General features: G+C 33.8%; 15 protein-coding genes. 7 read left to right on the top strand and 8 right to left on the bottom strand.

All coding sequences use genetic code 11. The annotated features are described in order from the left end of the window. The first annotated feature begins 62 nt into the window (after positions 1-62). The 3 genes from DPQ89_RS04040 to DPQ89_RS04030 are packed head-to-tail and all read left to right on the top strand — an operon-like array spanning position 63 to position 1589. The gene (locus tag DPQ89_RS04040; RefSeq protein ID WP_127715459.1) at positions 63-443 is read left to right on the top strand and encodes a hypothetical protein; all 381 of its coding nucleotides are present in this window, start codon (positions 63-65) and stop codon (positions 441-443) included. Beyond that, entirely contained in the window at positions 440-1231 is a 792-nt protein-coding gene (gene atpB, locus DPQ89_RS04035) for a F0F1 ATP synthase subunit A (RefSeq protein WP_127715457.1), read from the top strand. The genes DPQ89_RS04040 and atpB overlap by 4 nt, the downstream gene beginning before the upstream one ends. A gap of 58 nt (positions 1232-1289) precedes the next feature. Then, entirely contained in the window at positions 1290-1589 is a 300-nt protein-coding gene (locus DPQ89_RS04030; RefSeq protein ID WP_127715455.1) for an ATP synthase F0 subunit C, read from the top strand. Positions 1590-1659: 70 nt separating this feature from the next. Here the strand turns inward: DPQ89_RS04030 and DPQ89_RS04025 are convergent, their stop codons facing one another. Next, the gene (locus DPQ89_RS04025; RefSeq protein WP_127715453.1) at positions 1660-2031 is read right to left on the bottom strand and encodes a hypothetical protein; all 372 of its coding nucleotides are present in this window, start codon (positions 2029-2031) and stop codon (positions 1660-1662) included. A gap of 95 nt (positions 2032-2126) precedes the next feature. After that, on the bottom strand, positions 2127-2723 hold the full coding sequence (locus DPQ89_RS04020) for a CPBP family intramembrane glutamic endopeptidase (protein WP_127715451.1): 597 nt from the start codon (positions 2721-2723) through the stop codon (positions 2127-2129). Positions 2724-2832: 109 nt separating this feature from the next. On the opposite strand from DPQ89_RS04020, the gene ribD reads away from it, so the two are divergent. Genes ribD through ribE form a run of 4 tightly spaced genes read left to right on the top strand, consistent with a single transcriptional unit; the run spans position 2833 to position 6311 of the window. Continuing rightward, on the top strand, positions 2833-3990 hold the full coding sequence (gene ribD, locus DPQ89_RS04015) for a bifunctional diaminohydroxyphosphoribosylaminopyrimidine deaminase/5-amino-6-(5-phosphoribosylamino)uracil reductase RibD (RefSeq protein ID WP_127715449.1): 1158 nt from the start codon (positions 2833-2835) through the stop codon (positions 3988-3990). Continuing rightward, a complete protein-coding gene (locus DPQ89_RS04010; RefSeq protein WP_127715447.1) occupies positions 3975-4631 on the top strand; it encodes a riboflavin synthase in 657 nt (218 codons plus the stop codon). The genes ribD and DPQ89_RS04010 overlap by 16 nt, the downstream gene beginning before the upstream one ends. Then, positions 4632-5834, top strand: coding sequence for a 3,4-dihydroxy-2-butanone-4-phosphate synthase (gene ribB / locus DPQ89_RS04005; RefSeq protein ID WP_127715445.1), 1203 nt, complete (start codon positions 4632-4634; stop codon positions 5832-5834). A gap of 9 nt (positions 5835-5843) precedes the next feature. Continuing rightward, positions 5844-6311: a 6,7-dimethyl-8-ribityllumazine synthase gene (ribE, locus tag DPQ89_RS04000; RefSeq protein ID WP_127715443.1), complete on the top strand. Its 468-nt coding sequence runs from the start codon at positions 5844-5846 to the stop codon at positions 6309-6311. A 35-nt stretch (positions 6312-6346) separates the two neighbouring features. Here ribE and DPQ89_RS03995 read toward each other — a convergent pair whose 3' ends face one another. From DPQ89_RS03995 to DPQ89_RS03970, 6 genes are all read right to left on the bottom strand, one after another. Next, entirely contained in the window at positions 6347-7837 is a 1491-nt protein-coding gene (locus DPQ89_RS03995) for a SulP family inorganic anion transporter (protein ID WP_127715441.1), read from the bottom strand. Between the two features lie 111 nt (positions 7838-7948). Further along, positions 7949-8722 (bottom strand): RNA methyltransferase, encoded by a 774-nt coding sequence (locus tag DPQ89_RS03990; protein ID WP_127715439.1) that lies wholly within the window; start codon positions 8720-8722, stop codon positions 7949-7951. Next, positions 8719-11535, bottom strand: coding sequence for an excinuclease ABC subunit UvrA (gene uvrA / locus DPQ89_RS03985; RefSeq protein ID WP_127715437.1), 2817 nt, complete (start codon positions 11533-11535; stop codon positions 8719-8721). Before uvrA ends, DPQ89_RS03990 begins: the two co-directional genes overlap by 4 nt. After that, on the bottom strand, positions 11532-12446 hold the full coding sequence (locus tag DPQ89_RS03980; protein ID WP_127715435.1) for a PdxA family protein: 915 nt from the start codon (positions 12444-12446) through the stop codon (positions 11532-11534). Before DPQ89_RS03980 ends, uvrA begins: the two co-directional genes overlap by 4 nt. After that, complete coding sequence (locus tag DPQ89_RS03975) at positions 12446-13357, bottom strand: hypothetical protein (RefSeq protein WP_127715433.1); 912 nt, start codon at positions 13355-13357, stop codon at positions 12446-12448. Before DPQ89_RS03975 ends, DPQ89_RS03980 begins: the two co-directional genes overlap by 1 nt. Positions 13358-13420: 63 nt before the next feature. Next, positions 13421-14236 (bottom strand): peptidylprolyl isomerase, encoded by an 816-nt coding sequence (locus DPQ89_RS03970; protein ID WP_164848250.1) that lies wholly within the window; start codon positions 14234-14236, stop codon positions 13421-13423. Between the last annotated feature and the right edge of the window lie 5 nt (positions 14237-14241).

Here is a 14241-nt window from a genome sequence, read left to right as displayed (position 1 = left end):
AACCTGGGGAATTATTATTTTTCTGGCCATCATCTGTAACACGATATATTTGATGGTCTACTATGCTTTTAAAAACAAAAATAAATCATAAGAAATTTTTTCTGATGTCATTATCTACAACGGCTCTGTTTTTGCTATTTGCAAGAAACGTTGAAGACATTTTTGCAATATTACTTGTTTATGTTGCAACTGTGACGCACTTGGGCATGCTTGCTGAAGCAGTTTTCGAATTAATTGAAAGCCAAATAACAGACGGTCATATTCAAAATGTTAAAGATAAAATAATGTATTTATTCTTAGGAAAGTTAACGATTCTCATTATATCGCTACTTATTGGTCGACAGATTATGGGAAATAGGATAATTATACCTGTGATAAATTATGTCATTCAAATATTTATATTAACTTTTAGCATTAAGACTAAAGGTCGAGATAGAAAATGAAAAAAAATATAGCTTTAATTACATTATTACTTTCTACTAATACTCTTGCTGCAGGTGGTTTCACTTGGCTTGGAGCTGCTCAAGAAGCGCTTCATACTCACTATCCTTGGCATGTTGTAACATTCGTTTTAATTGGTATTCTTCTAACAGCTGCAGGCTTTTTATATAGAATGAAAATTTCAGCTGTTACTAATCCGGTTATTCCTGATAAAGGTATTACTTTTAGAAATATTGTAGAAGCTTATGGAAAGTTTATCTACAGCCAGTGTAATGCAGTTTTAGGAACTAAAGATGCACCAGTTTACTTTAAATTTGTTGCTACGATCTTTATTCTAATTTTTGCTTCAAATATAATTGGCTTGATTCCAGGTTTCTTACCTCCTACAGAGCACCTATCAACTACTCTAGCTTTAGGATGTTTTTCGTTCATCTATTTTAATGCAAAAGGGTGTAAAGAATTAGGAACAATTAATTATTTAAAGCACTTTGCAGGACCTCTTTGGTATATGGCAGTGCTAATTTTTCCAATTGAAATCTTATCAACTTGTATTCGTCCAGTTTCATTAGCGCTACGTCTTAATGGTAACATGATGGGTGACCACAAAGTTCTAACAACATTCTTAAATCTAGAAGTTATGGGATTTAAAATCGCATGGCTAGGTGGAGCGATTCCATTCTATCTTCTTGGTTTATTAGTTTGTTTTATCCAGGCTTATGTTTTTACAATGCTATCAATGGTTTATATTAGTTTAGCGACTGCTCATCACGATCATGCTGAGCACCACTAAAAGAGTATAGCCAAAACAATTTCCTCGGTGGAGAGACGCCGAGTTTTAGGAGAAAAAAATGAGAAATATCGTATTAGGTTTCGCAGTAGCAATCCCATTATTATTCACTTGGAAAGCATTTGGTGCAGAAGGTGGAATGGATACTCAATCTGTTAAGTATCTAGCTTACTTCTTCGCAATGGCTATCGCTGCTTTTGGTGGTACAGCTGCTCAGTCTAACGCTGCTTCCGTAGCTCTAGAAGGTATCGCAAGAAACCCATCTGCTGCTGACAAGATTCAAACTCCAATGATTCTTGCTCTTGCACTTATGGAATCACTTGTTATCTTTACTCTTATCTCTGTATTCCTAGTAGGATAATTAGATAAGATCTAAAACAAGATTTTATGAAGCCACTCGAATGAGTGGCTTTTTTTATGCCGAAAATGGCCTAGATCATATCGATATCTTTTTCAATTTCTTCAATTTTCTTATATAACGAGTTTGAGCTAGAATTATAGCTAAGTTGTTCAATTTCTTTTTTTAGTACTTCTAACTCTCTTTCAACTTCATTAGATATGAGAGCAACAATACGACCTTCATTGATTTCTAAATGGTCTGGAAGAGCTGTAAGAGCTCTATTTAACTTTGCTTCAAGTCTGCTGATTTCTCTTGATAGATGATTATATTCAGCTGCCAATATTTTTCCGTGCGTGATTTCAGTATCAATGTATGAATTATCTGAATCATGAGGGCTTTTAGCTTGAGACATCGAGCTTGAAATTAGTAATGAAAAAAGAATTAATGATTTTAGTAGTTTCATAATTATCTCCCGATTAATTGATTTATGAGATAAATATAACCCTTTGCTATAAATCCATGTTGTAAATTGAATATGTTTCAATGGCCGTCAATAATTTAAACAATTTTTGATACTGTCGCCACATAGAATAGAAGATTAAAAATAATATGTAATATTATAGCTTTAGTAATGTTCTTATTGCTTTCAAAAGTTACTGAACAAATAATTCCAAGTATTAAAGTGTAGAGTAATTGAAGATAGAAGAATTGCATCCACTCTTTTGGAGCATAGAATATAGAAAAAGAATGTCCAAAACTAAAAATTAAGCCAGAAAGAAGATGTTTTAACTTACCGATTTTACTAGGTATAATCTTATTAAATATGCCTCGAAACACAAACTCTTCTAGAATTGGTCCAATGATGACCAAATTAAGAAATAGTAAGCTTATGTAATTAAAGGGATTTACAATATCTAACTGCTTAAAAATTAACAAAGATCCGACTGCCAGAAAGGTAGTACTTATTAGTGAGGTTAAGTCATTGCGGTTTATTTTAAGTTTATAGGAATAGCCTATATCTAAATACTTAGAAATAAATAAAATAAATCCAATATCAAAGAATATACTACTTGAAAAACCCTCATGAATTGAGAATCTTTCCCAAGGTATGAGAAAGGAGATAGCGAGATAAAGTGGGATTATCAATATTTTCATAGTGCCTAATTGTGAAAAACTTAATTTTAGACTACTTTTATAAAATCTTATAGTTAGAATTTTTGTTTATATGAAAAAAAGACTATAAGTACCCGAAAGAGCTGTGAATATGTTATATATCGCACCTATGGATACTAATACTCACAAACAATATATTAGAAGGTGCTTTTCCCTCGCAAAAAAAGGTCTTGGTTCTGTAAGCCCTAATCCTTTAGTTGGCTCTGTGATCGTTAAAGATAATATTATTTTGGGTGAAGGATTTCATGAAGTTTATGGAGGTCCTCATGCTGAACCAAATGCTATTTCTAACTCAAAAGAAAGTCTAGAGGGGGCGACTTTATATTGTAATTTAGAACCTTGTTGTCACACAAACAAACAAACTCCTCCTTGCGTTAATGTAATTATAAAAAATAAAATTAAAAGAGTAATCATCTCTAACCTTGATCCAAACCCTTTGGTTGCCGGCAATGGTGTTAAAATTTTGAGAGATGCAGGTATTGAAGTTCTTACTGGAATTCTTGAAGAAGAAGGAAGGGAGCTTAACGAAGCATTTTTTAAATTTATACAAACAGGTAAACCATTTGTTCATATTAAATTAGCTCAAACGTTGGACGGTAAAATTGCAACTGATAGCGGTGATTCAAAATGGATTAGTAATGATTTAGCAAGAAAAGTAGTTCATGAGTGGCGTTTAAAATATGATGCTGTTTTAGTAGGTAGAAATACTTTATCAAAAGATAATCCAGTTTTAAATATTAGAATGGGAGTCGATGCAAAAGGTAAAGTCCCTTATCGTATTGTAATGGGTTCTATTGAGAATATGGACTTATCGTTCAATCTTTTTTCGGATGAGTGGTCCCATAGGACCATAATTGTGACTTCTGTAGAAAGCTATAATAATGCCTCTGATTCACAGATTGAGCAGGTTTTACAAAAGAAGCTTAAAGTTATATTTATCGAAAAAAATAATGGTTCTATCGACTTAAATCAACTCTTAGAAAAGCTTGCAGGTCTAAAAATAACTTCTATTTTAGTTGAGGGTGGAAAGGGAGTAATCACTTCTTTTATAGATCAGAAACAATATGACAAAATTAGTTTTTTTGTATGTCCTAAGATAATTGGCAACGGTATTTCATATTATGAAAACGATGATCTTACTGAAATGAAAGATGCCATAAGCTTTGAGAAAACTTATGTTGAAAGTATTGATAATCAAGTTCTCATTCACGCTTATAATAGTTCGGAGAAATCATGTTTACAGGACTAGTTAAAGAGATTGGAATTATAAAGGCAGTTTATCCTAATCAAGAAGGTGTTGAAATAGTAGTACAATCTAAAGTTCTTCTTCCTGAAATTGGAATTGACGATTCTGTTGCAATAAATGGAGCTTGTCAGACGGCAGTTAAGATAAAAGACAATTGCTTTCATGTTCAAACAGTCCATGTCTCTCTTGAAAAAACAACTCTTGGAAGTTTAAAGTCCGGTGACGAAGTTAATTTAGAGCTCGCTCTTCAGTTGAAAGATAGACTCGGCGGTCACTTAGTTCAAGGTCATGTGAATGATGTTGCCAAAATAATTAGAATTGATTCTAAGGGTGAAAACTATCAAGTTAAACTCAAAGTATCACCACAACAAATGAAATATATCGTTAAAGAAGGCTCCATAACAATTGATGGTATCTCGCTAACAGTAAGTGATGTCGATAAAGAAGGATCAGCGTTTATGGTCTCCATAATTCCACATACTTGGAGTAATACTGTTCTTCGTAATCGTACAGTTGGAAGTGCTGTAAATATCGAAGTGGATATCTTAGGCAAATATGTGGAAAACTTGCTTTTTTATAAGCAAAATCATACAAATAGCTCACCCACTCTTACTGAAGAGTGGATTAGGTCAAAAGGTTTTTAAATGTTTAATAACATAGAAGAAGCAATTGAAGATATTAAACACGGTAAAATGGTTATCGTGATTGATGATGAAGATCGTGAAAATGAAGGTGACTTTATTATGGCGGCAGATAAAGCAACTCCAGAGGCCATTAACTTTATGGCAAAGTATGGACGTGGTTTGATCTGTACTCCGATTACTCAAGCTAGAGCTAATGAATTAGAGCTTGATCTAATGGTTACAAAGTCTAATTGTGCTAAACAGACTGCCTTTACTGTATCAATTGATTTAGATAATGGCGGAACAGGAATCTCGTGTGAAGATCGGTCATTAACTACTCTTGCTCTTACAGATTTAAAGACAAAGCCTTCTGATTTTATAAGACCTGGTCATATTTTTCCTTTAATAGCTAAAGACGGTGGAGTTCTAGTTCGCAATGGACATACAGAGGCAGCAATTGATTTATCAGTACTTGCTGGTTGTTCTGCGGCAGGTGTTATTTGTGAAATCATGAATGATGATGGAACTATGGCAAGAACGGACGACTTGTATAAGATAGCAACTGAGCATGATCTAAAATTTATAACGATTAAAGATTTAGTTGCCTATAGAATAAAAAATGAAAAAAAAAATGTAATTAGAACTTCGTCGATTGATTTTCCAAATAAATTTGGGACATTTCAACTTCATATGTATGAAGTTGAAGGATCAAATGAGCATCATGTTGCAATTGTAAAGGGAGATGTTGATTCTCAATCCCCTACTCTTGTTCGTATGCATTCTGAATGCTTTACAGGAGATATCTTTGGCTCACTTAGATGTGATTGCGGTGAGCAGTTAGAGTCTTCAATGAAGCTTATGGAGAAGTCTGGAAACGGGGTTTTAATATACTTAAGACAAGAAGGAAGAGGAATTGGTCTTCCAAATAAAATTAAGGCATATACTCTGCAAGACCAGGGTCTAGATACAGTAGATGCTAATAGGGCCTTAGGCTTTGGTGATGATTTAAGGTCTTATGATGTTGCTGTTGAGATTCTTAAAGATCTTGGTGTTGAGAAAGTTGAACTGCTAACAAATAATCCTTTAAAAGTTTCTTCTTTAGAAGATGCTAACTTTGAGTTTGTTAATAGACATCCAATTGAAACTTTAGCAAATTCAACGAATATAAATTATTTGAAAACAAAAAAAGATAGAATGAATCATTTATTTGATTCTCTTAATTAGGAGAGCTCTATGGCCAATTTAATTGAAGGTCAATTATCTGCAGAAGGAAAGAAATTCGCGATCGTTTCTGCTAGATTTAATGAATTTATTACGAGTAAGCTTGTAGGTGGCGCAATTGATTGTCTTCAAAGGCATCAAGCCAATGAGAATGATATCGACGTTGCATGGGTTCCTGGAGCATTCGAAATTAGCTTAGTTGCGAAGAAGCTAGCTGAGTCTAAAAAGTATGATGCTGTTATCTGTCTTGGAGCTGTAATAAGAGGCTCTACTCCACATTTTGACTTTGTATGTTCTGAGGTAGCGAAAGGAGTTTCTAAGATTTCTTTAGACACTAACGTACCTGTTATTTTCGGTGTTATTACGACTGATACAATAGAACAAGCAATTGAAAGAGCTGGAACTAAGGCCGGAAATAAAGGCTGGGATGCAGGAATGTCTGCAATTGAGATGGCCAGCTTACTTTCTAAGTTAGATTAATTAAAAAAGCCTCCGTATTAAGGAGGCTTACTTTTTTAGATTGTTTTAGCTTCAAACACATTGCCAGCTTTTTCTATAACACTGGCACAATCCGGACTTAGGTTTGTGATATAAACCTCTTTTCCTTGGGCCTTATATTTTTCAACTATATTATTTATAACTTCTATACTTGAGTAATCACATACTCTAGACGCTGAAAAATCAATGTGTATTCTTTGAGGATCTTCTTTAGGGTTAAATAGCTCTTTAAAACTTTCAACAGATCCAAAAAAGAGTGGGCCATTAAGAAAGTAGTGTTTAACACCATTTTCATCGATATTCTCTTCCGATTTTATTTGCTCTGACTTTTCCCAGGCAAAGGCAAGCGCAGAAACGATAACCCCGCAAAAAACAGCTATTGCTAAATCTGTAAAGACCGTGACTGTTGATACAAGAATAATAACAAATGCGTCCATTTTAGGAATTTTTCTAATAACTCTAAAGCTAGACCACTCAAAAGTTCCAAGCACAACCATGAACATAACACCTACTAGAGCAGCAAGTGGAATCATTTCAATTAATGCTGATCCTGCAACGATGAAAAATAGTAGAAACAAGGCTGCTGAGATACCAGAAGCTCTCCCGCGACCACCAGAATTGACATTGATCATTGATTGACCAATCATTGCGCAACCACCCATTCCACCGAAGAATCCAGTTACGATATTTGCCAAACCTTGTCCAAAGCACTCTCTATTTGCTCGTCCTCTTGTTTCTGTTATCTCGTCAACAAGTTGCAGTGTCATAAGTGATTCTATAAGACCGATTGCTGCTAGAATTGCTGCGTAAGGAAAGATTATATTTAATGTCTCTAAATTAAATGGAACTGATGGAATATGAAATGAAGGAAATCCTCCACCAACAGAGGCCATATCAACTACAGTTCTTGTATCTAATCCACCAAATTTTACGATTCCAGTAACAACAACGATTGCAGCTAGAGATGATGGGATGGCCTTTGTAAGCTTAGGAAGAAAGTGAATTATGGCCATTGTTAAGGCCACAAGCGCCAACATAATTGTCATATCTCCTGAAGGAAGCCATGTCGTAAGACCTCCGTCATCCACTGTTTTAAATTGCGATAGTTGAGCAAGGAAAATAATAATCGCAAGACCATTAACAAAACCAAGCATAACTGAATGAGGTATAAGTCTTACAAATTTACCAAGCTTCAATGCACCAGCTAGAACCTGTATAATTCCCATAAGTACTACTGTTGCAAATAAGTATTCTACTCCATGGTTAGCAACAAGAGAAACCATAACGACAGCTAGAGCACCAGTTGCTCCGGAGATCATTCCCGGCCTTCCACCAAAGATAGAAGTAATTAGCCCGACCATAAAAGCAGCATATAGTCCGATAAGAGGATCTACTCCTGCAACGAATGAAAAGGCGACAGCTTCAGGAACAAGGGCAAGTGCAACAGTTAGCCCTGATAAGACATCAGCTTTTAGCGTCATCTTAGTTTTAGAAATTAAATCAAACATTAACGATTTCCTTAGAAAAAATTATTTTAGTACATATATAGAAAGAAGAAGTATATCACAAATTGAATTATAACTTTGTTAACCTTTCTAAATAAACAATATTTTTATACCTTAAGATTGTGCAAAATTATAAAGGAAAATTGCACTGGAGCATGCTGCATTTAGATGGGCAACTTCATCATTAATTGGGATTCGAAGTATATGGTCACAAGAATCAATAATAGATGGATCCATGCCGTGACCTTCACTACCAATAACGATTGCTCCTTTTGAGGCTAGTTTCGTATTAGGTAAGTCAATTGCACCTTGTTGGTTGGCCGTGGCATAAACTGTATAGTTAGTATTTCTTAGTAATTCGATAGTCTCTTTTAAGTTATTTGTTTTGTGAACTTTAACTTTAAATATATTGCCCATTGAAACTCTAATACACCGTCTCACATATGGTGAGCATGTTTTAGAATCTATAATGACACTATTTATATTGAAAGCAGCTGCGTTTCTTATCATGGTTCCAATATTTTCAGGAGAACTTAGCCCATTGAAGATTAAAACTTTAGATCCAAGCTCTTCAAGTTTAGTGAATTGTGGCCTATGTGCTAGTGCCATGACTCCATGATGTAGGTTGTGACCAACAATAGATTGCAAAATACTCTTATCAGCGCTAAAGCATTCATATCGTGCAAGATTATATTGATCATAATAGTTTTCATAAAACTCATCTGAAGCAAAAATCTTATAAATTTTAACGTCAGAGTTTAGTAATTTGAGAATAACTTTCTCTGTTTCAACAATTATTTGTTCATTTTCTTTGAGTGATTTATCTCTTAGGGAGAAAAACTCACTAACTCTTTGGTCTAAATTATCTTCGATAGTTATAATACTCATTTTAGATATCTCTTTAGATACTTTCCTGTATATGATCCCTTAACTTTTGCAACCTCTTCAGGCGTACCTATAGCGACTATATCTCCACCTTTGGCCCCACCCTCTGGTCCTAAATCAATCACATAATCAGCCGTTTTAATAACATCAAGATTATGTTCAATAATAAGAACAGAATGGCCTTGTTCAACAAGTGAGTGAACAGCATCAAGTAGAAGTTTTATATCTTGAAAGTGTAGTCCTGTTGTTGGTTCATCAAGAACATAGAAGCAATGACCTTTAGTCATTTTTGCTAGCTCTTTAGATAGCTTTAGTCTTTGCGCTTCACCACCAGAGAGTGTTGTTGCTGCTTGGCCTAATTTCATGTAACCAAGGCCAACGGAGTTTAAAGTGCTAAGGATACGATTCATTTTCTTGTGATTAGAAAAGAACTCATTTGCATCTTCAATACTCATTTTTAAGATATCTGCAATGTTCTTTCCCTTATACAAGATTGAAAGCGTTTCGTTGTTGTATCTAGAGCCGTGGCATTCACTACAAGTTATATAAACGTCAGGTAAGAAATGCATTTCGATCTTCTTGACACCATTACCTTCACATTCTTCGCAACGCCCCCCTTTTACATTGAAGCTAAATCTACCTTGCTTGTATCCACGAATCTGAGATTCAGTAGTCTTGGCGTATAGGGCACGAATTTCATCAAATAATCCAGTATACGTTGCAGGGTTAGAGTTGGGAGTTCGTCCAATAGGACTTTGGTCTAATTCAATTATTGACTTTAATTTATCAAAGCCTGTAATTGAATGATAATTACTTCTACGATATAAATTTCTATTTGTTTTAGAAATATTGGCCTTTATTGCAGGAACTAGAACTTCGTGAATCAAGCTAGATTTTCCTGATCCGCTTACTCCTGTCACGCATACCAATCCTCCTAAAGGAATTTCTAAGCTAATATTTTTCAAATTATTATGAGAAGCTTTTTTAAGCTTAATAAAGTCAGTTAAGCTTTTTCTCTGTTTAGGAATATCAATCTTGGTCGTACCATTTAAATATTTAGCAGTAAGGGATTTCTTATTTTTTAATAAGGTTTTAATATCCCCTTCGGCCACGATTGTACCACCATGTACTCCTGCTCCTGGACCCATATCGATAATATAGTCGGCCTCTCTCATTGTGTCTTCATCATGTTCTACAACGAGTACTGTATTTCCTAGATCTCTTAGAGACTTTAAGGTTTCAATTAATCTATCATTATCACGCTGATGAAGTCCGATACTAGGCTCATCTAATACGTAGAGAACACCTGAAAGAGCAGATCCTATTTGAGTAGCTAGCCTTATACGTTGGCTTTCTCCTCCTGATAATGTAGCTGCACCTCTGTCTATTGTTAAGTACTCTAGACCAACGTCGATGAGGAAGCTTAAACGATTCGTAATTTCTTTAAGAAGTTTTCCTGCAATGATTTCTTTTTCACCTTTTAATTTAACACTATTGAAATAATTAAAGGCAGATAGAATATCTAGTTTAGAAAGTTCCATTATATTTGACTTGCCAACTTTGGTGGAGAGAGCAACTTTATTAAGTCTGTTTCCATCACAAGAGCTGCACTTGCAAATATTCATGAACTCTTCTAGTTCTTTTTTTACTTTTTCAGAGCCGGTCTCAGTGTACTTTCGCTCAAGCCATTCAGATAGACCAGGAAATGCTTTTGAAAATTCATAATAAGAATTTTCTGATGAAAACTTATATTTATAAATTTTATCACTCCCATCGAAGAGTATTTTCTTAAATGATGAAGGAAGTTTTTTTAGTGGAATAGTAAGATCTACTTTTTCCTTCTCTGCTATACTGATAATCATTTTATATAGAAATGAATTCTTTTTGCTTAAAGGTTTAAGAGCACCATCAAGTATTGAAATATTTTCATCTGTTACCATGAGATTCATGTCGAAATTCTTCATTTGACCGAGTCCATTACAGCTAGAACAAGCACCTATTGGTGAATTGAATGAGAATAGTCTTGGTTCAAGGTCTGGAAAAATTTCTCCTGTACTGGGAGAGATATTTTTTTCGCTAAAAGTGATGATTTCATCATCACCTACCATAACTTTAATAATTCCATTTCCTAGCTTAATAGCATGCTCTACGGAGTCGTTAAGTCTCTTTTCAATGTCTTTTTTTAATAAAACTCTATCAATAACTATGTCGAAAGTAGTATGTTTTGATTTTGCTACTTTGTGATCTTCATCTAGCTGAACAATCTCACCATTTAGATTCGCTCTAACAAATCCCATAGAAAGAAATTTTGTAATTTCTGACTTTAAGTTAGCATTTTTTCCATCATGAATTGGCGCCATGATGTGAAGTTTAGTTTTTTCCGGATATGTTAGAAGTTTTCTAACAATCTGAGCTGGAGTGTACCTTGTAATTTCTACATTTGTTTCAGGGTCAAATAGTGTTCCTGCTCTAGCGAATAGAACTCTCATATAATCATAAATTTCTGTGATCGTTCCTACTGTGGATCTAGGATTTCTACTACTAGTTTTTTGATCAATAGCAATTGCTGGCGAAAGCCCAGTGATAGATTCAACATCTGGTGGTTGATATTGTCCTAAGAATTGCCGTGCATAACTTGATAAGCTTTCAATATATCTTCTTTGACCTTCTACATATATCGTATCAAAGGCCAATGAGCTTTTTCCTGAACCTGAAGGTCCTGTGATAACTGTTATAGTGTCTTTAGGAATTTTTACACTTACTTCTTTTAGGTTATGAACTTTCGCCTTATATATTTCAATATTTTTATTAGTCATTTCTTATCCAGTTTTATGGCCTCTTTTAGCATATAGTAGCAGCCCGAAAAGTCAGCAACTCCCCTTCCATATAAATCAAAGGCCGTTCCGTGATCTACACTCATTCTGATGAAGGGTAATCCAAAGGTTATATTTAATCCAATCGTTTTAAATTGATTTTTAAATGGGGCGAGACCTTGGTCATGATATATATAAACCTTTAGTTGATTAATATTTATATTGTTATGAAAATGAAGAGTATCACCACTTACAGGACCTATTACTTTAATACTTTTATTCAACTCTTTTACAGCGTCATCGATAACAGAGTCCTCAGTACCGAGTAAACCATTTTCTCCACAGTGAGGATTTAATCCTGAAATAATGACTTCATCAACAGTGTTAAAATATTTATCAAGATAGTTAATACATGTATTTACTTTTGATTCTATTAACTCTCGAGTAACAGTGGAAGGAACTTGGCTTAAAGGAATATGATCCGTGATTAATAATGTAGTGTGGTTAAAGGCCCTAAATACCATGCATAGATTTTCATTTAAAAATCTCTTTCTAAGAAATTCTGTATAACCTTTGCAGTTTTGTCCTTCTAGTATTAATTGATCTTTTGAAGTCGGGAGCGTTAATAGAATATCACCCTTTTTAATTTTACTTAAAGCAATTTCTAAAGAACGAGTACTTTCAGAAATTTCATCTTTTTTAAATTCGATTATTTTTAAAGCGGAATTACAAAATAAGAATAATTTCTCAGATATTTCAAAGGAGAAGTTCAAAAGATTAAGATTCTTGATAAGAGTGTCTTTACAGCAAACAAGAGTAATACTTTTTTGATGTTGCTTACTTAAGAGAACAAAAGATCTTAGAAAAACTTCTAATCCTACAGCTTTTTCATGCCCTTGAGTAATAAATATCATTATTTAATATAGTTTCTTATGTAATGTTTAGAGCGCTCTCTTTTAAACCACAGCTCAGTTACACTTACAGCCTGAAGGCTCATTAACTCACCTTTTATTCTTTCTTTAACATTTAGGAATAATTGTGATTCAACAAGGTCTTTCTTTTTTACAAAGAAAACATGGTAAGTGTCTCCAAGTTTTACTGGTGTAGAAAACTTCCCTTCTTCTGTTGATTTTAAGGCCTTTTTTAAAGCGTCTGTAAGACCATCTTCTGTAATATCGCCTAGTACATTAGTTTCGATTGATTCATAGTTCTTAGGTAGAATTCCATTAACTTGAAATTTTTCAAGAACTTTAGAGAAGTTTTTAAGCATACCCTTTTTCATTTTATCTTCACCTAGTGAGAAGTCTACCAATGTATATTTAAAAGCTAGAGTCTTATCATTAGATGTCTTATAGTAGTGATTCTTAATTTCTTGCTCTGTAACAGACAATAGCGGCCTTACAATCCTTCCGTTAAATATATTTAACTCAATAGTCTCTCTAATGATTTCGAAGTATTCATCAAAACTCATATTATTAGATTCAAGAAAGGAAAGTAGTTGTTCTCTATTTAGTCCTAGTCTTTTTTCAATGCTAAGAATTTCTGATTCTACTTGGTCATCATTTCGAACATAACCAATTTCATTAAGCTTCTCTCTTATAATCAATCTTTCAATCATAAGATCTACAATTTCTTCTTTAGTCAGATTTGTTCTTTGGTAAATTATTGGAGAGATATTTTTACGGCTTGGTAAGTTATCTTGAATTCTTTTAACTTGGCTTAAAGTAATAACTGTACTGTTAAAAATAGCGACTGTTTTATCAAGTAATTTTGCTTGTATGTTTATTGTGCTTAGAATAGTAAGCGCGAGTATTAGATGCTTCATTATTAATCCATTTCATTGACTGTTCAGTACTTAAAAATAGATTAACAATGAGCATTATTCAAGTTATTTAATCAATTGTTTGTTTATTTTTATATTTGCTTTAGCGCGTAACTCTGCAAAGTACCCTTCAAGAATTGCGTCACGTTTCTTATCATAAACAATCTTCTTATAAAGTGCGTTATTTATACTCTTAACACTTTTAACTCCCATAACTTTTATTATGTGATATCCAAATTGACTCTTAACAGGTGGAGTTATGAAGTCGTTGCTCTTACCTTTGATTGCTGCAAAGTACTCTGGAGCTAGTCTTATTGCTGGTTGAAACCCCATGTCTCCCCCATTTGGAGCAGTCGAGCTTTGTGAGAATTTGTTAGCAAGTTCAGCGAATGCTTCAGGCTTTTTCTTTAGCGTGTTATACACTTTAAGAGCTTGATTTAGGGCCGCTTTGTTTTCTTCTTCTTCAGGGTTGGTTCTAACTCTAAAGAGAATATGTGCAGTTCTATATTCAGGGTAATCTTTGTAATAAGCATCTACATCAGTTTCAGTAACAACAATTTTCTTTAATCGTGGTTCAAGATCTTTAGATATTTGGGCATGATACATAATATCTTCCATTTTTTTTCTAACTATTGGATCTTTATCTAACTTCGCTTTAAATGCTCTCTTAACGCCTAGTTGTCTATTAATTAAGTCGTTTAAAACTTTCTCTTTAGTAACTAGTTTATCTGAAATGAACATTAAGTTTTCGTGATAAGTTTTTTCAAGTTCAGCTTTAGTTATAGAAACACCATCAACAACTGCAACGACAGGATCTTTTGCTGCAAAAGTAGTTGATGAAAGTAATAATAAAGAAGCTAATGCGATAGTATTTTTAAACATACTGC

It is taken from the genome of Halobacteriovorax sp. HLS (assembly GCF_004006665.1).
Classification (GTDB): Bacteria; Bdellovibrionota; Bacteriovoracia; order Bacteriovoracales; family Bacteriovoracaceae; genus Halobacteriovorax.
The sequence above is the reverse complement of the archived record's forward strand: the minus strand, read 5'-3'. Positions and strand labels throughout refer to the sequence as shown.

Bases quoted from the DNA above. Each gene is read 5' to 3' on its own strand.
- DPQ89_RS04040 (WP_127715459.1), top strand. From the start codon at position 63: ATGCTTTTAAAAACAAAAATAAATCATAAGAAATTTTTTCTGATGTCA.
- atpB (WP_127715457.1), top strand. From the start codon at position 440: ATGAAAAAAAATATAGCTTTAATTACATTATTACTTTCTACTAATACT.
- DPQ89_RS04030 (WP_127715455.1), top strand. From the start codon at position 1,290: ATGAGAAATATCGTATTAGGTTTCGCAGTAGCAATCCCATTATTATTC.
- DPQ89_RS04025 (WP_127715453.1), bottom strand. From the start codon at position 2,031: ATGAAACTACTAAAATCATTAATTCTTTTTTCATTACTAATTTCAAGC.
- DPQ89_RS04020 (WP_127715451.1), bottom strand. From the start codon at position 2,723: ATGAAAATATTGATAATCCCACTTTATCTCGCTATCTCCTTTCTCATA.
- ribD (WP_127715449.1), top strand. From the start codon at position 2,833: ATGTTATATATCGCACCTATGGATACTAATACTCACAAACAATATATT.
- DPQ89_RS04010 (WP_127715447.1), top strand. From the start codon at position 3,975: ATGTTTACAGGACTAGTTAAAGAGATTGGAATTATAAAGGCAGTTTAT.
- ribB (WP_127715445.1), top strand. From the start codon at position 4,632: ATGTTTAATAACATAGAAGAAGCAATTGAAGATATTAAACACGGTAAA.
- ribE (WP_127715443.1), top strand. From the start codon at position 5,844: ATGGCCAATTTAATTGAAGGTCAATTATCTGCAGAAGGAAAGAAATTC.
- DPQ89_RS03995 (WP_127715441.1), bottom strand. From the start codon at position 7,837: ATGTTTGATTTAATTTCTAAAACTAAGATGACGCTAAAAGCTGATGTC.
- DPQ89_RS03990 (WP_127715439.1), bottom strand. From the start codon at position 8,722: ATGAGTATTATAACTATCGAAGATAATTTAGACCAAAGAGTTAGTGAG.
- uvrA (WP_127715437.1), bottom strand. From the start codon at position 11,535: ATGACTAATAAAAATATTGAAATATATAAGGCGAAAGTTCATAACCTA.
- DPQ89_RS03980 (WP_127715435.1), bottom strand. From the start codon at position 12,446: ATGATATTTATTACTCAAGGGCATGAAAAAGCTGTAGGATTAGAAGTT.
- DPQ89_RS03975 (WP_127715433.1), bottom strand. From the start codon at position 13,357: ATGAAGCATCTAATACTCGCGCTTACTATTCTAAGCACAATAAACATA.
- DPQ89_RS03970 (WP_164848250.1), bottom strand. From the start codon at position 14,236: ATGTTTAAAAATACTATCGCATTAGCTTCTTTATTATTACTTTCATCA.